Here is a 16,603-nt window from a genome sequence, read left to right on the forward strand (position 1 = left end):
AATTGGGGGCGATCGCTGCAGGATGGAAAGCGATCGCCCCTAGACTTAGCGAACGGTGAGGGTATAGCGCCCTTGTCCGGTATTGTCGTAGGAATTGGCCAAAATCACATAGGTGCCGGTACGCGGCAGGGTGGTGACAATACGTGAGTTGAGGGTATTGGGCCCGACGTCATCATTTTGGTCAATCAGTTCGCCATTGGGGCCTAGCAAGATGAGATAGGTATCAAACTCATTGCTTTCCATGGAAATGGTCACGGTCTGTCCAGAGGTGCCATAGAAGGTATGTTCTTGATAGTAGCTGCCATCTTCTTGCAAAATCAGCGAGCCGGGGCCTAGCCGTCCTTGGTCATTTAAAATCAAGCCGTTGGTCGTGGGATTGCTGGGGCGCGGTGAATTGGCGGCGGAGTTAGACTCTCGTACCTGCAGGCTATAGCGTCCGGTTTCACCATCCTGATAGGAATTGGCAAAAATAGTATAGGTTCCGTTGGCGGGGAGGGTGGCTTCAATTCTGGAGTTTGTGCCACCAGCACCGTCATCGTCTTGCATAATATCGACACCGTTGGGGTCTAGCAGCACGAGGTAGGTATCAAAGTCATTGCTGCTCATGTCGATGACGATGCGCTGTCCGGCTCGCCCCTCAAAGTTGTAGACGTTGAAGTAGCTATTGTCAAAGGGCAGAACATTACTGCTGGTATCGAGTTGTCCGCTGGTGGCCGCGCCGTTCACGGTGATGCGTTCGGCGGGGCGACTGACGGTGTTGCTGGGGCGCTGGGCGACGGTGGGGGCTCGTCCTTCCCGCACGGCAGTGAGAAAGGGCTGGACGCGATCGCTAGAAATGGCGAAGCCAATGCCGATATTGCCGCCTTCTCCTGCGGTGAAAATTGCTGTGTTGACGCCGATGAGCTGTCCTTGGCTGTTGAGCAGCGGCCCGCCAGAGTTGCCCCGATTAATAGCTGCATCGGTTTGAATCATGCCGCGCTCAGGATCAATGCGGCTGACGATGCCCACGGTGAAGGTATTTTGGAATTGGCCGAAGGGGTTACCAATGGCAAATGCCGATTGCCCAACCGCCACCGATCCGGGCGGCGCTAGGGGAAGGGTGGGTAAATTGCTTTGCCCACGGAGGCGAATGGCTGCCAAATCTAGGCCATCTTCGGCATAGGCGATCACATCTCCTTGGATGCGCTGCCCGTCGGACAAAATAACGGTGACCGTACTGGTCGATCCCACCACATGGGCATTGGTGAGCACCAAGCCATCTGCGGTGATAATACTGCCGCTGCCAGTGCTATCGCCGGCCTCAATGGACACAACGGCTGGACTCGCATCTCGATAGATCCGTACTCGGGTTTCCTCTTCTACATTTTGGGCAAGGGCTGATGCCGTAGGTTGCCCAAAGCGGCTGAGGTTGAGGAGATCGATAGGCATGGCCATATCAAGACCATGCAGAGCGATCGCTGCTGTGGTGGACAGAAGACCGAAGGCAACACGATGGCGCAGTAAGTGTTTCATGGGAATCGGTAAAAAGGTCACGACGGGCGGGCAATGAGCGATCGTCAATAGCTATGGTATGGGCGGCTCCATGCCCATCCTGCCTGCAATGGATGCTGAGATAACGGGAGGGCGATGCTCTGGAGCGGCATTCTGCTAACTAGACGGGATAGGACTACAGTCTAGCCATGATTTAGCGATCGCTTTGGAGCGTTCACGGCTAGGAGATCAGGATGTTTGTTGCCAAACGCTGATCGATACTGCCAAACACTGAACTGCCAAACACTGATCAATACACTGATGCGATCGCCTATTCCGCGTTGATCAAGCTATGGTTCAGTTCTATCATCTAGGGCTGGGCCATGGCAGTTAGACTGTACACCTTATCAAGCGACACATAGGGTGGAACTTCTCAACGGCTCAACCAGTCTCGTCTGGGTTGAGTCATGGATCTGCTCAGGCAGGGCGATCGCTATGATCTAAGACGGTCGTCTAGCCCTCGTCGTTCCACCCAGGCTGACCAGATCTATGTGGCGCTGAGCACTAGGTTATCGCGATGCACCACGGTCTCGGGAGCGATGTAGCCGAGCAGGGCGGAAATCTGTTCCGACTGACGACCTTGAATTTTTTGCAGCTCATCACTGGTGAAGTTCACCAAGCCGCGAGCAATCTCCCGACCTTGGCGATCGCAGAGCTGGACGGCGTCCTGCTGCTGAAATTCTCCTTCCACTTCGGTGATGCCTGCCGCAAGCAGCGATCGCCCGGCTTCTTGAATGGCCGTGACGGCACCGGCATCTAGGTATAGCTTACCCGACGGGACGAGCCCATTGGCAATCCAGCGCTTGCGGGCCTTGTTGGGCTGGGGTTGGGGTTCAAACTGGGTGCCGAGGGGTTCGCCGTTGAGGATTTTGAGAATATTTTGGGGCGATCGCCCTTCGGTAATGGCCATGCGTACGCCTGCGGTGGTGGCAATGCGGGCTGCGGCAATTTTGGTCACCATGCCGCCGGTGCCCCAGCTTGAGCCGCGATCGCCCACTTCGACCATTTCCGACAGTTCGTCAATGCGCTCCACTTGGATAATCGGCTGGGCATCGGGATGGTAGCGCGGGTCGGCGGAATAGAGGCGATCTACATCGGTGAGCAAAAACAGCCAATGGGCATCGACTAAGCTGGCGACGAGGGCTGACAGGGTATCGTTGTCGCCAAACTTGAGTTCATCCACCGCCAGGGTATCGTTTTCGTTGACGATGGGGATCACGTTCAGCCGCAGCAGTTCCTGAAAGGTGCGATAGGCGTTGACATAGCGACTGCGCTGCACCAAGTCGCTACGGGTGAGCAACACCTGGGCGATGGGCTGCTGCAGGGTGGTAAACAGGTCATCGTAGACCCGCATCAACCGTCCTTGTCCTACAGCGGCGACGGCTTGCTTGGTGGCCATCGCTTTGGGGCGCTCGGTCATGCCCAGCCGCGCACAGCCGACCCCCACGGCTCCGGAGGAGACTAGGATCACCCGATGCCCCCGCCGCCGCAGTTGGCTGAGGGTTTCCACTAAGGCCGCGATGGTTGAAATTGACAGCAGACCCGTTTCTGCATGGGTCAGGCTAGAGGTACCAATTTTGATGACTAACGTTTGTGGGGTCATGGGGCGATCGCAAACAGGGCATCCCAAATTGTGACGGACAAATCCTTTCCTGCCAAGTCTATGGACTATCTAGGGAGGAAACTAGGTTAATGTTGGGGAATAGCGCCCACCGATTCTGGAATCATAATCACAAACTCGGTGCCGACACCGGGGGTGGAGTGGCAGGTGAGGGATCCTTTGTGGCGATCGCAAATGACTTGATGGCTGATGGATAGCCCCAGCCCCGTGCCTTTGCCGACTGGTTTGGTGGTGAAAAAGGGATCGAAGAGCTGCCGTCGCACCGACTCTGGCATCCCCGGGCCGTTGTCTACAATGCGGATCCGGATCCAGCCGGGGGTGGCTCGTTCTGTATGAATGGCGATCGCTGCCTTGGTGCCTTGATAAACCTCGGGATGATCCTTCATATGGTCTTCCAGGGCATCAATGGCGTTGGATAAAATATTCATAAACACCTGATTAACTTGCCCGGCGTAGCATTCCACCAACGGCAGATCGCCATACTGTTTCACCACGTCAATCCCCTCACTGTTGTGCTTGGGCTTGAGGCGATTGTGCAAAATCAACAGGGTGCTATCGATGCCTTCATGGATATTGACGGCTTTTAAATCGGCTTCATCAAGCCGGGAGAAGGTGCGCAGGGAATAGACAATTTCCCGAATGCGTTCTGCACCAATGCGCATGGATCCCAGCAGTTGGGGTAGGTCTTCCACCAGGAAATCCAGATCCATGTCTTCAATCTGAGTCTCGATCTCTTCGCCGGGACTTGGATAGCGCTGGCGATAGTGGCCCAGCAGGCTCACAATATTGCGGATGTAGTCGGTGGCGTGGGTTAAGTTGCCATAGATGAAGTTAACGGGGTTGTTAATCTCGTGGGCGACGCCGGCCACCAGTTGCCCCAAGCTAGACATTTTCTCGCTTTGCACCAGTTGGGCCTGGGTGCGCTGGAGATCGTGGAGGGCATGTTCGAGATCGGCGGTCTGCTGCCGGAGCTGGGCTTCTGCTTGCTTGCGTTGGCTGATGTCTCGGAAATACCAAACCCGGCCGTAGAATTCACCGGCGGGCGATCGCACGGGAGCAGAATAGCAATCGAGCACCCGGCCGTCCTGAAGCTGTAACTCTTCCCGGTTGGATTGGTCAGGATGTTCGTAGAGAAAATCCACGGTGCTTAGGAAGTTGTCGCTGTCGATCAACTGATCCAATAGCCGCTGGATTAATAAGCGATCGCCCCCGGTGGCAATCTGATCCGGCAAAATGCCCCAAATGCCGCAGAACTGCTGGTTATAGGAGACAATGCGCCGATGTTCATCCAGGATCAAGATCCCGTCAATGGAGGCTTCTCGCTGGGCACGAAGAATGGCGTTACTGCGCTTGAGAGCCCGTTCCGATCGCCGCCGTTCGGTCACATCCATGACAGCAGACACCACCCCTAACATTTCGCCGTTGGGTGCCATCAGCGGCGTGTTGTACCATTCGCAGAAAATCACGCGCCCATCCTGGGTGATGTTTTCGTTGGTACTGCGACTGCTTTGCTTGGTTGTGGATAGATGAACAAAAATATCTTGAACCTGATCGTGGAACCACTCAGGGACTAAAAAGTGGAAGGCTTGCCCGACCGCCTGCTCACGGGTGTGACCAAAAATGCGCTCGGCCGATGGATTCCAGTCTAAGATTTGCCCATCGGGCGTCCAGTCGATCACCGCTAGAGGCGTTTGCTGAATCAGCAAGGAGAGCCGTTGCTGCGACTCCCGCAGTTTTTCCTGGGCTCGTTCCCGCTGGGTAATATCAACCGCCATGGACGAAATACCCACGACATCGCCTGTGGTGGTCACCAACGGCACGTCATACCATTCACAGATGACGCGATCGCCATCTTTGGTCACATTCTCGCCCACCTCTCGCAAAATTCGAGGGCTAAGGATCAGTTGGCTCATCACCTGCCGCACTTGGGGGCGTCGCCAGTCGGGAATCAAAAAGCCCAGGGGTGCCCCCATGACCTCATCCTTGGAATAGCCAAAGATGCGCTCAGCTGCAGGGTTCCATTCCCGCAGATTTAAATCAATGTCCCATTCCATGATGGCGACGGGCGTTTGCTCAAACAGCAGAGCCAGGCGTTGGCGGGAGTCTTGTAGGGCGGCCTCTGCTAGCTTGCGGTCGGTAATATCTTCAAAGGTGCCCAGCACGCCGACAATATTGCCTTGGCTATCCCGCAGCGGCACTTTGTTGGTATCAATCCAGCGCAGTTCACCCTCGGCATTTTGCTGCTGGCTAATCAGATGCACCATGGGCTGGCCCGTGGCGATCACGTGGCGATCGGCGGCGCGATAATCGTTGGCCTGCTCCGGTGCCCAGCCTAGGTCATAATCGGTTTTGCCGATTATGTTGGTTGCAATCTGGGGCGGCATGGTCTTGAGGAATTTGCTGTTGCCGCCGAGATAGCGCAGATCGAGATCTTTCCAGAACACCACTTGAGGAATGTTGTCCATCACCAGTTGCAGCAAATGGCGCGATTCTCGCAGTTGCAGATCGGTTTGGTGGCGGGCGATCGCCCCTCCTAAGCTACTGGCGGCTGCCCGCAAAATGGACTGTTCGCTATTCGACCATGGGCGCTCAGCCTGGCAGTCATCACAGCCCACAAATCCCCAAATGATGCCTTCAATCTCAATGGGCATGAGGATCAGTGACTGGGTTTGGCGTTGCTCTAAATAGGTGCGTAGGGCGGGTGGACAGGCGGAGGCGATCGCCATCACCGGCTGCCCCTGGGCTAAGGTTTGGTACCACTCTAGGGATACTTTTTGGTAGGGCAGATTTTGCAACTGGGGATTGTGTAGGTCTGAGGGAATGGCGGGGGCAACCCATTCATAGCGTTGATTGAGCCGTGGTTCGCTAGTTTCACCATGCCAGCTATGTTCAAACACATACACCCGATCTACCTGGGCTGTGGTTCCCAAAATGTATAGGGCCTGATTCACCGCTTGGTCATGATCAGCCATGGTCAAGAGGGTGCTGTTGGCTAGGGCAACCCCATTCAGCAAGCGATCGCGGGTTTGTAAATCTTGCTCAAACTGTTTGCGATCGGTAATGTCTGTGGCAATGCCGCAAATGCCGTAGGGCTGATTATCGTGGTCGAACAGCGGAAACTTGACCGATAAGTAGGTGCGTTCTTCGCCGTTGATGGCGATCAATTCTTCAAACTTGCTGGGGGTATTGGTCGCCAGGGTTTGCTGATCGTTCTGACGAAAAATATCCGCCAGCTCCTTCGGAAAAATATCATAGTCGGTGTGCCCCAAAATCTCTGTCGAGGAGCGCCCCTGAATGGCCTGGGTTCCTTGGTTGGCAAAGATATATTGACCCTCTAAATCTTTGACGAAGATGCCCGCAGACGTATTGTCTAAAATATCGCGCAGTTGCTTTTGGCTACGCTTCAGGGCTTTTTCGGCCCGGCGACGCTCGGTAATGTCAAGGGCGATCCCAATCACCCCACAGACGTGATGGGTGTCATCGAATAGGGGCGCATAGTGGTTTTCGTAGGTGATCTCGCCGACGCGCGTCACGTAGATAGACTGCTCATAGTTAGGCTGTTGCCCCGACAGCACTTTTTGTAAAAACTCATGAATGCTGTGGCTATCGGGGTAGACGTCATACACGGACTGGCCAACCACCTCCCCCGGCTTCAGCCCTAGGTTGGCCAGCCCACTGCCTTCCGACAGAATAAATTGACCCTCTAAGTCGATGGCATAGAGAATAATGGGCGCACAGGACAGGAGCAGTTCCAGCCGAGCCTTGCTTTGCTGGAGTTCACGGGTACGGTCGGCGACGATCGCTTCCAGTTGGGTATTGAGCTGGTTGAGGGCGGCTTCACTCTGTTTGCGATCGCTAATGTCAAAAATTGCGCCATCCACATGCATGGGGCAGCCGTTGGCATCAAACACGGCCCGCCCCCGTTCCGATACCCAGCGAATACTTCCGTCTCGATGGCAGATGCGATATTCCACCTTGAAGGGCTGCCGTTGGGCGATCGCTTCAGCAATGTCCGCGTTGACGCGATCGCGATCCTCAGGATGGGTAATGCTATCGAGGGTTTGAGATTGGTCGAGCCAAAATTCTTCCGCCCGATAGCCGGTGATGTCTTCAATCACATGGGTGATGTAGTCAATCACCCAGGGGGAGGCACAGCCGGTGCGATAGATGGCTCCGGGCACGTTGTGGACTAGATTTTGCACACTCGTTTCAATGTCATACACCCAGCGACCGACCAGGGTGGGTTGGAGACTCGAACCATGGGAATCTGGGAGCGGCTGCATGGGAATCCATAGACCATCCCAAAGAATCTCGCCGTCGGCTTTAGGAGACGGATGTGCCAGGGTTTGCAGCCATTGTTCCTGCCCTTGGGGGCTTTGCCAACGGCCGCGCCACGACCAAGGTTGCCAGGTTTGAGCGGCCTGGTGGAGCGATCGCCAAAAAGACTCTACGTCGTCAGGATGAAGGCGATCGCAAAAGTGGTGCAGATCGCCTTGGAGAGCCGTTGCATCCAAGTGGAGTGCCCGGAGGCAACAGGGATCAATCCAGCGCAGTGTGGCTCCATTCTGGTGCTGTACCAGTTGATAGGCCATGCTAGGGATGTCATCTGCCACTCGCTCAAAGCGAGACTGGGGAGCATTCATCAGGGATATTCTCTAACAAGCTAATCGCAACATCAGGGCTACCCCCGTGGAAGCAGCACCTGGTTTTGTATCGGTATGACCCTAGCGGCCCTAGGATGGGGCCTTGGTGGAATAACTCAACGTCGTGTCCTAGGAAGTATGCCCAATCGGGCACAAGACTTAACAGATTCAGCGCGGCTGCGATGGTCAGCAAGCGGATGCTCCAAGGGTTTAGTTAGAGATATTGTTAGGATTTCTTGACGTGATTAGCGCTGGGTAGATGATAGATCAGCGTTAGGTCTGCGACCCGATCCCATCATGTCGCAGATGCTCTATTCAGGCTGTATAGCTGTATAAGAAATTAGATTACTCTAACCTGCTAGGATATTGAGCGGACTTGTCGATCAAGTTTGGTTGACCCTAGACGTTCAAGATCCGGCTAGAGCGTTGTACCTGGTGGGGCATCGTCATCAATTGTCATCTCCTGCAACGCTGGCTGTGAGGGCGATCGCGCTTGTCTGATCTCAACACATTCAATCAGAGAGTTGACATAAGCGTACCCTGATCTTGATAATTAGAGATTGTGAAACTTTGACACCCAAATAGATCCTTGGCTAACGTCGTTGTAATCGGTGCCCAATGGGGCGATGAAGGAAAAGGCAAAATTACCGACCTGCTCAGCAAGTCGGCAGATGTGGTAGTTCGCTACCAGGGGGGCGTAAATGCAGGACATACGGTAGTCGTCAAGGATCAGGTGTTCAAGCTTCATCTGATTCCATCTGGCATCCTCTATCCTTCCACGGACTGCATTATCGGAAACGGTACGGTGATTGATCCTGCGGGACTCATTACCGAACTGGATCAGCTCGAAGCCCTAGGCATTTCCACGAAGAATTTGATGATCTCGGAGACGGCCCACGTCACCATGCCCTACCACCGCATGATTGACCAAGCCTCAGAAGAGCGGCGCGGCAGCTTGAAGATCGGCACCACCAAACGTGGGATTGGGCCGACCTACGCCGACAAGTCTGAGCGGATGGGTATCCGCATGATTGATTTGATTAACCCCAGCGAAATGCAGCAGCAGATCCGCTGGACGGTTGAGCATAAAAATATCATTCTCGAAAAGCTCTACGGACTGCCTGCCCTCGATCCCGAACAGGTGATTGAGGAATATGCTGTCTACGCCGATCGCCTGCGTCCCCACGTGGGTGACAGTTCCCTCAAAATTTACGACGCGGTGAAAAAACGCCGCAACGTTCTCTTTGAAGGAGCCCAGGGCACGCTGCTCGATCTTGACCACGGCACCTATCCCTACGTGACCTCCTCCAATCCGGTGGCGGGCGGGGCCTGCGTGGGTACGGGGGTTGGCCCCACCATTATTGACCGCGTCATTGGGGTGGCGAAAGCCTACACGACGCGGGTGGGAGAGGGGCCCTTTCCCACGGAGCTGGAGGGGGGCATTGGCGCTCATCTATGCGATCGCGGAGCAGAGTTTGGCACGACCACGGGGCGGCAGCGGCGCTGCGGCTGGTTTGATGCGGTGATTGGACGCTATGCCGTGCGCATCAACGGTCTAGATTGTTTGGCGGTGACCAAGCTGGATGTTCTGGATGAGCTAGACGAGATTCAGGTTTGTGTCGCTTACGATATTGACGGTCAGCGGTGTGAGCATTTCCCCAGCAGCGCGGGTCGCTTCGCCAACTGTCGTCCTATTTATAAGACGCTGCCAGGTTGGAAGCAATCCACAGCCGACTGTCGATCGCTAGATGATTTGCCCAAGCAAGCCCTCGACTACCTCAAGGTGTTGGCGGAGTTGATGGAAGTGCCCATTGCTATTGTGTCCTTGGGCGCTAGCCGTGATCAGACCATCATTGTGGAAGATCCAATTCATGGCCCCAAACGGGCCCTGCTCCACTCGACAACCGAGGGAGTGGGTTAAGCGATCGCTCTTCAGTTGCTTTCAAGAGACTGAAGGGGAAGATACTCACTGCTCTAAGTCCTGCTCCTCGGGACGGGTTGCTCTCCGTGATGGTAAAAAGTTGTTCTCTCGCGTCATAAATTGTTGGAAAGGAATTCTATGGAACTTACGTTTGAATGTACAAAGCGCACCTCTGATCTCAATCCTCGGGCGATGCGTCGGGAAGGACTTCTCCCCGCAGCTCTCTACGGTCACGATGGTGTGAACTCCGTTGATTTGATGCTGAACATGAAAGATGCTGAACTGCTGGTTCGCAAGGTGAAGGGGAAGCGGACTCCCGTTCAGCTCAATGTGACGGACATGCCTTGGAGCGGTACGGTGTTTGTCCAAGAAGTGCAGTCCCATCCTTGGCGGGGATCGCTCTACCACGTCAGCTTCTTTGCCAGCGAAGAATAGATTGAGATCTGACCAGCCGGAGCGCACCTATGCAGCGCTTTCAGGCTGATCCCCGGTTTCATATTTCATCATCAATCACCCAGGGAATCTAAGACTCCCTGGGTGATTTTATGGCGATATTGTGATTGATCTCGCAGCTTATTTCATGGCGCTTAGCTGAATGCGGGGATCAACAAACTTGAGGGCTAGGTCTGCCAGCAGGTTGCCAATAATCAGCATGACCGCCGCCATCATCAGACTAGCCATCACCAAATATAGATCCTGCGATCGCACGGCATCGAGGGTAAGCCGTCCTAGACCCGGCCAGTTGAAAAAGGTTTCGGTGATGAAGGCTCCGCTCAGCAGGCTGGAAAATTCAAACCCTAACAGGGTAATCAGGGGGTTGACGGCGTTGCGAAGGGCATGGACGTAGATCACCCGACCTTCGGGCAGTCCCTTGGCCCGCGCCGTTTGGATATAGTCTTGCCGTAAGACGTCCAGCAGTTCTCCTCGGGTAATCCGCTGCAGACCTGCAAAACCAGCGACGCTGAGGGCAATGGTGGGCAGAATTAAATGCCAGACCAAATCTAGGATGCGACCCAGCCACGATAGATCGGCATGGTCGATGCTGGTCATGCCGCCGACGGGAAAGAGGGGCGAGGTGAATTGGGCGAAAAACAGCAGCAGTAGACCGGTGATCAGCGTCGGAAAGCCCTGGCCAATGTAGCTGAGGGTGCGCAGCAGGCGATCGCTCCACTGGTTTTGCTGGATGGCTGCCATGATGCCTAGGGGAATGGCGATCGCCCAGGTGATGAAAAATGAGGAAAGGGAGAGGAGCAGGGTGGCGGGGATGCGCTCTGCCAAAATAGAGCTGACGGGGCGCTGGTAGGCAAAGCTAATGCCAAAATCGCCTCGGGTGATAATTTGCCCTAGCCACTGAAAGTATTGCTGGATGGCAGGCTTATCGAGCCCAAACCGCTGCTCTAGGTCTTGCAGCGTTTCCTGGGAAATCTGCGGATTTTGGCGCAGGGTGTCTAGATAGTTGCCTGGGGCGAGCTGGATGATGAAAAAGCTTAGAGCTGATGCCAAAAACAGGGTCAGGACGGCTTGCAGCACCCGCTTGATCACATAGAGGGTGGTTTCATCTTGCAAGATATTGAGCAGCCACTGAAAGGCAGGCTGAAGCTGCTGGCGGACGGAGGGAGTGGAGGTCATGCGTCGAATCAGGGTGTCAACAGCCTCTCGATGATCCGGCGGGGGATGATCCCTGCAGGACAACCGTACCGAGATGGCAAGAGTACGTCTAGTATTGCACAAGCGACACGATTGGCACATTCGGTAAGCGATCGCGCCCGCCGAGGTCTGTTAGTTCAACAATGAAGCCAAATCCAGCAAGCTGGGCACCCGCCGCTGCGACGAGATCGACCGTTGCGGCCGCCGTGCCGCCGGTAGCAATGAGGTCATCCACAATCAAAATTCGACAGCCCTTGGGCAGGGCATCTTGGTGCATCTCTAAGCGATCGGTGCCATATTCCAAGTCGTACTCTACGGAATGAACGGCGGCAGGCAGTTTACCGGGTTTCCGCACGGGAATAAATCCTACGCCAAGCTGGACGGCTAGGGGAACGCCGAAAATGAATCCCCGCGATTCCATGCCGAGGATGTAGTCAATCTCTAAATCAGCGTAGTGGTCGGCTAAGGTTTTGATGGTATGGCGCAGACCATCGGGATCTCGCAAGAGGGTGGTAATGTCTCGAAAGAGGATGCCGGGCTTCGGGAAGTCGGGAATGTCTCGTATCAGCGCTTTCAGATCCATGCTGGGCTTGATGAGTCGTAGGAATCGTATTTAGTGTACGGCAAGCGGTTGCCTTGCGGTGTAGCAGCAATTCTCATTTTGACCAGTCGCCTTTCCAAGCAATCTATTCATCCTGTTTTCAACCAGCTCAGGGCAGACCTATCGTTCCTGCGCTCAGCGTAGGAATGCTCCGGGGGGTGCTCCTGCGCCCAGACTAAGCCGTAGGAGAAGAGTCGCAGGAGCGAGCAAGACAGGTGTCAACGCGGGAGCGCACCCTACGAACTTCTCAACGCTAGGGAACCGCTAGTCACCTGCATGAAGCTCGTTGTCTACCAGTTGCCCATAGTAGCCGGTGACAATGCGACTGCCATCTTTGAGGACATGAACTTCGATTTGGTCGCTGGCCCAGTTGAGGCGGTCTTGCAGGGCTGGATTGAAGACATGAACCCGTTGGTTGCTGGAGGAGACCAGGGAGTGGGGATCATGCACGGCCAAGGATTCCACATAGGCTCCATCGATCAATATGTCTAATTGATCAATCAAGTCTTGCGCCCCGGCTGGCCCATACTCCGACTGCAGCCGCTCTAGGGTGAACCCCGTAAATGACATGACGTTCAGCCCATGGGCTTTCACTTCCTGGGCTAGATGGGCCAAGGCAGGCGCTTGCCAAAACGGTTCACCGCCAGAAAACGTCACGCCTTCATGCTTAGGATTGGCGAGGATCCGTTCTACAAGATGCTCGACGGACACCAGTTGGTTCATTTCAAACGACCAGGAATCCGGGTTGTAGCAGCCTGGACATTCTCTCAGGCAGCCTTGCACCCAAATCACTGCTCGACAGCCTGGCCCATTCACCTCAGATTCTTCCACATACCCCATAGTGTTGAGGTAGCCCGGCGGAATTTCTAGTAACTCAATCGCTGGGTTGAGGTTGATATGCTTGTGTTGACCTTGCATGATACGAATGTCCTATCTTGGGTGAACCATTGGGCAGGAAAAAGCAGTTAACGGGTGAGCAAGTCTGGCTCTGGACAGCGGGTGGGAATCTGGGTGGCGGCTTGAATGCGATCGCTCATCTGCTGCAGCACATCAAAGCTAAGGAACTTGAACCGGCGCAGGGAGTCTGACGGCGAGTAGTTGGGGGCGTTGCCCCTTGCCGACAGGACGTGGCGATCGGGCTGGGCTCGGGTGGGTGTATTGATCTGGATCTCGTCGGGGGCGATCGCCTTCATAAGCTGCACATAGGTGGCTTGGCTAGCCTCATCCCAGGGACTGAGCACCATGGTTTGAATGGCCAAATGTCCCTTGTAGCTTTGCCGAAAGGCCTGAATGCCGTCCCAAAGCTCAGGCAGGGAGGCGGGGGCTACAGGGCGATTGATCTTGGCCCAGAGGGTTGGCTGCACCGCATCGAGCTTCACGGCCACAGCGTCGGCTTGTCCTAAATTATGCTGAACCTGGGGATCACTGAGCAGGCTGCCGTTGGTCAACACTCCCACCGGTCGCTGGGTCACTTGCTGGGCCATGGTAATGATCTCACCGAGATTGAGAGCCAGGGTGGGTTCACCGCTGCCGCTGAGGGTGATAGCATCCACATCCCAGGGGGCAAAGGCCATTAGATCCTGGTGAATTTGCTCAGTGGGGACAAAGCATTGGCGATCGCTCTGAAGACGTTCGATGTGACCAAGCTGGCAGTAGACGCAGTTGTAGGAACAAACGGAGGTGGTTCCGATGGGATCAATGCCCAGGGATCGCCCAAATCGCCAGGATTGGACAGGGCCGTAAACCATAGAAATGGGAGTATGGGGTTTCACCATGGGTCAGATCTGCCCAGCAGATTCAAGAGTGGAGATCTGGATCGGAGTGGATTGAAGATGAGCCTGTAGAGACTCTCTCTACAGGTGTATCACTCCTGAAATCATCCTTGCCCGAGAGCACGGAGAAATTTAAGGTTTGAGCGAGGGCTGGGGTTACTCATCGGATAGCCTACCGATCAACGTTGGCTGATAGTGGGCTGATATTATGACCTACCCCCAAACTTGGGATCATGTAGGGTCTGAGGATGTCTATTACCAGCTTGAGACCGTGCGGGGCTGTGATCCCCGATCGTTTCAGGTAGGTTCAGCCGTGATCCCCATTCTTTGGCTTCTGCGGAGCGATCGCTGGAAAAACCAAAATATCTGGCAGATTCTGGGCGAATTGCATAGACTTTATGAGCCTATGTCGGCATGGTTCTATCTATCTGCAAGTTACTTGTCTTGCAAGTTGCTTGTCTGCAAGTTGGTTGGTTGATAAACGTTGATGACCCTCACCCCCTCTCTCGGAGGGCAAGGGGAGCCGATCCACCCCTCTGGTTTCTCCCTGGGGAGCTGGCTAGGGTGAGGGCTTGAGGGCTTTCGAGGATCTGGTTACCACGTTTTGTCAGTCAGATCTGCATGACATTCAATCAAAGTCCGTTAGGATTGCGACAGAATCCTAGGACGATTACACGACCATTACATCTGACCATTCACTTGGGTCATCGGTATGAAAAACTTTTGGGCGATCGCCGTCGGCATTAATCAATATCAGCACTTTCAGCCCCTGGGCTATGCTCAGCGCGATGCTAGTATGGTGCACCATTTTTTAGTGGAAGAGGTGGGCATTCCGGCCGATCACTGCATCCTGCTGACGGAGGTGTCTCCGACGATTAATCCCCATGCTGTCTATCCCAGCGGGACGGCTATTCGTCAAGCGATCGCCCAGTTGTGCCAGCAGCGCATTCAGCCTGGGGATATCGTTTGGGTGTTTTTTAGCGGCTACGGTATTTGTTGGCAAGGGCAAGATTACCTGATGCCCATTGATGGCGATCCCGAGCAACCCGCCACCACAGCGATCGCCATTGAGAGCTTGATGACGGCTCTGCGCAGCGCCCCGAGCAAAAATATTATTTTGGCGCTAGATATTAACCGTAGTCAGAGCGTGACCGAAGGGCAACGGGTGGGCGTTCAGATTGCGGACTTAGCCGAACGCTATGGGATCAGCACTATTCTGTCCTGCCAGCATGACCAGTTTGCCCATGAAACCCTAGCCCTGCGCCACGGTTTTTTCACCGCTGTGTTTCTGGAAGGATTACGCTACGAAAAATGTGTCACCCTAGATGCGTTGGTACAATATCTAGACCAGCGCTTGCCAGAATTAGCCGAGCACCACTGGCGACCCCATCAAAAACCCCTAGCCATTCTCCCGGTTGATCAACGCTATGAGCTTATCCTACCCAAAGAGGCCGCTTTAATTGGTGTTCCAGTGCGTCCAGCCCCGTCTCTGCCGCCCTTAGGAGACGCTTACGAGACCCAAAATGGTTGGAACGAGCCCTCTGCTCCTAGTTCCAATCCTGCTTCTACCTTATCCTCTTCATCCCCATCTACCGTGCCTACTTCTTCCTCCCCTTCACCCTCCTCTGCTTCAACCGCATCCACGGCCAACGACTCCTTTTGGCGACAGATTCTAGGGTGGGGTACCTTTTTCGTGATCGCGCTGCTGGCAGGGGTTGTGTTGGTCAACCGAGAGGCCCTCATGAGCCCATCCGATGGCTCGGGTGTTTCTGGTTCCCAATCTGATGAGTCAGGGACTGGATCGGGAACGGTGGATGCCACAGATGCGGATGCGCCAAGTTTAGAGATGCTAAACCGCGCCATGTTGGATGAAGCGATCGCCTCCTTGCTGACGACTCGGGCAGCCTCCCCGGTAAACCAAGCGACCGATTTTCGTCGAGCGATCAATCTCGCCCAGCGGATTCCGCCCGGCGAACCTTTCTATGATGAGGCTCAGGGCTTTACCCAGCGCTGGAGCCGAGTGATTTACGATTTTGCCTTAGCTCGGGCAGCCCAAGACAATTATCGAGCCGCGATCGCCACCTCCCAACTGGTGCCCATTGATCAAACCGATCTCCAGGAGATGATTGCTGAAAACACCGCCGAGTGGCAGCAGGGTGCTGCAAACCAAGATCTCTTAGATCAAGCTAAGGCGCTAACGCGATCGCAGCAGGCCTCGTCCTACAATGAAGCGATCGCCATTGCCCGCCGCATTCCCGAAGGCCAGCCGCTGTATGCCCAGGCTCAAACATTGATTGGACAATGGGGACAGGATATTTTCACCGTGGCCCGGGCTCGGGCAGCCCAAGGTAATCTCCCGGCGGCGATCGAAGCTGCTCGTTTAGTGCCGTCTGGAACCCCAGCTCATGATGAGGCCCAGGCAGCGATCGCCCAGTGGCAGCAGCAACCCTAGAGGGGCATGGGAGGGCGTAGGTAGTAAGACAATGTTCTTCTAAGGCTGTAGGCTACAGGCTGCTTTTAGGCTGGAACAAGGGTTGATCACATGCCCACCACCAGCAATGGTCATGTTGCCCCGTAGCTTGTCCAAGCTGCCCAGTCCTGGACGAAAGCATGAGCTTTTCCAACTCATCTAGCCATTCTGTTTTCAACCAAGCCGGGACAGACCTATCGTCCCTACGCTAAGCGTGGGAATGCTCCCAGCTGCAGGAGCGACCGAGGTGTCAACGTGGGAGCGCTAGCACCTTAAGCGCTGGCACCATCAGAAATCTAATCTAGGGCGTGTTTTAAAACCTTTTGGCATACTGGTAAGTAGTGTAGCTACCTGATAGATGTCCATGACTAACCAATCCCTCAGAACTATCCGCCGAG

At 54.9% G+C, this 16,603-nt stretch carries 10 protein-coding genes; 3 read left to right on the forward strand and 7 right to left on the reverse strand.

The window, feature by feature from the left end:
* Window positions 1-45 precede the first annotated feature (45 nt).
* From JUJ53_RS10085 to JUJ53_RS10095, 3 genes are all read right to left on the reverse strand, one after another.
* Entirely contained in the window at window positions 46-1,512 is a 1,467-nt protein-coding gene (locus JUJ53_RS10085) for a trypsin-like peptidase domain-containing protein (protein WP_204151880.1), read from the reverse strand.
* A 505-nt stretch (window positions 1,513-2,017) separates the two neighbouring features.
* Entirely contained in the window at window positions 2,018-3,133 is a 1,116-nt protein-coding gene (gene proB / locus JUJ53_RS10090) for a glutamate 5-kinase (RefSeq protein WP_204151881.1), read from the reverse strand.
* Between the two features lie 86 nt (window positions 3,134-3,219).
* The gene (locus JUJ53_RS10095) at window positions 3,220-7,794 is read right to left on the reverse strand and encodes a PAS domain S-box protein (protein WP_204151882.1); all 4,575 of its coding nucleotides are present in this window, start codon (window positions 7,792-7,794) and stop codon (window positions 3,220-3,222) included.
* Window positions 7,795-8,383: 589 nt separating this feature from the next.
* Between JUJ53_RS10095 and JUJ53_RS10100 the strand changes: the two genes are divergently transcribed.
* A complete protein-coding gene (locus JUJ53_RS10100) occupies window positions 8,384-9,715 on the forward strand; it encodes an adenylosuccinate synthase (protein ID WP_204151883.1) in 1,332 nt (443 codons plus the stop codon).
* Between the two features lie 138 nt (window positions 9,716-9,853).
* The gene (rplY, locus tag JUJ53_RS10105) at window positions 9,854-10,150 is read left to right on the forward strand and encodes a 50S ribosomal protein L25 (RefSeq protein WP_204151884.1); all 297 of its coding nucleotides are present in this window, start codon (window positions 9,854-9,856) and stop codon (window positions 10,148-10,150) included.
* A gap of 138 nt (window positions 10,151-10,288) precedes the next feature.
* Here rplY and JUJ53_RS10110 read toward each other — a convergent pair whose 3' ends face one another.
* The 4 genes from JUJ53_RS10110 to JUJ53_RS10125 all read right to left on the reverse strand — a co-directional run bounded on the left by JUJ53_RS10110 (window position 10,289) and on the right by JUJ53_RS10125 (window position 13,738).
* Window positions 10,289-11,344, reverse strand: a complete 1,056-nt coding sequence (locus JUJ53_RS10110; RefSeq protein WP_204151885.1) for an ABC transporter permease — start codon at window positions 11,342-11,344, stop codon at window positions 10,289-10,291.
* An 88-nt stretch (window positions 11,345-11,432) separates the two neighbouring features.
* Window positions 11,433-11,945, reverse strand: coding sequence for an adenine phosphoribosyltransferase (locus tag JUJ53_RS10115; RefSeq protein ID WP_204151886.1), 513 nt, complete (start codon window positions 11,943-11,945; stop codon window positions 11,433-11,435).
* Window positions 11,946-12,227: 282 nt separating this feature from the next.
* Window positions 12,228-12,881 (reverse strand): 4Fe-4S single cluster domain-containing protein, encoded by a 654-nt coding sequence (locus JUJ53_RS10120; RefSeq protein WP_204151887.1) that lies wholly within the window; start codon window positions 12,879-12,881, stop codon window positions 12,228-12,230.
* A 47-nt stretch (window positions 12,882-12,928) separates the two neighbouring features.
* Entirely contained in the window at window positions 12,929-13,738 is an 810-nt protein-coding gene (locus JUJ53_RS10125; protein WP_239124953.1) for a radical SAM protein, read from the reverse strand.
* 709 nt (window positions 13,739-14,447) lie between these two features.
* On the opposite strand from JUJ53_RS10125, the gene JUJ53_RS10130 reads away from it, so the two are divergent.
* Window positions 14,448-16,187, forward strand: a complete 1,740-nt coding sequence (locus JUJ53_RS10130; RefSeq protein WP_204151888.1) for a caspase family protein — start codon at window positions 14,448-14,450, stop codon at window positions 16,185-16,187.
* Window positions 16,188-16,603 lie beyond the last annotated feature (416 nt).

This window comes from Leptolyngbya sp. CCY15150 (assembly GCF_016888135.1).
Classification (GTDB): Bacteria; Cyanobacteriota; Cyanobacteriia; order RECH01; family RECH01; genus RECH01.

Coding starts and splice junctions, on each gene's coding strand:
- JUJ53_RS10120 (WP_204151887.1), bottom strand. CDS start 12,881: ATGCAAGGTCAACACAAGCATATCAACCTCAACCCAGCGATTGAGTTA.
- JUJ53_RS10110 (WP_204151885.1), bottom strand. CDS start 11,344: ATGACCTCCACTCCCTCCGTCCGCCAGCAGCTTCAGCCTGCCTTTCAG.
- JUJ53_RS10130 (WP_204151888.1), top strand. CDS start 14,448: ATGAAAAACTTTTGGGCGATCGCCGTCGGCATTAATCAATATCAGCAC.
- JUJ53_RS10095 (WP_204151882.1), bottom strand. CDS start 7,794: ATGAATGCTCCCCAGTCTCGCTTTGAGCGAGTGGCAGATGACATCCCT.
- JUJ53_RS10125 (WP_239124953.1), bottom strand. CDS start 13,738: ATGGTGAAACCCCATACTCCCATTTCTATGGTTTACGGCCCTGTCCAA.
- JUJ53_RS10115 (WP_204151886.1), bottom strand. CDS start 11,945: ATGGATCTGAAAGCGCTGATACGAGACATTCCCGACTTCCCGAAGCCC.
- proB (WP_204151881.1), bottom strand. CDS start 3,133: ATGACCCCACAAACGTTAGTCATCAAAATTGGTACCTCTAGCCTGACC.
- JUJ53_RS10085 (WP_204151880.1), bottom strand. CDS start 1,512: ATGAAACACTTACTGCGCCATCGTGTTGCCTTCGGTCTTCTGTCCACC.
- rplY (WP_204151884.1), top strand. CDS start 9,854: ATGGAACTTACGTTTGAATGTACAAAGCGCACCTCTGATCTCAATCCT.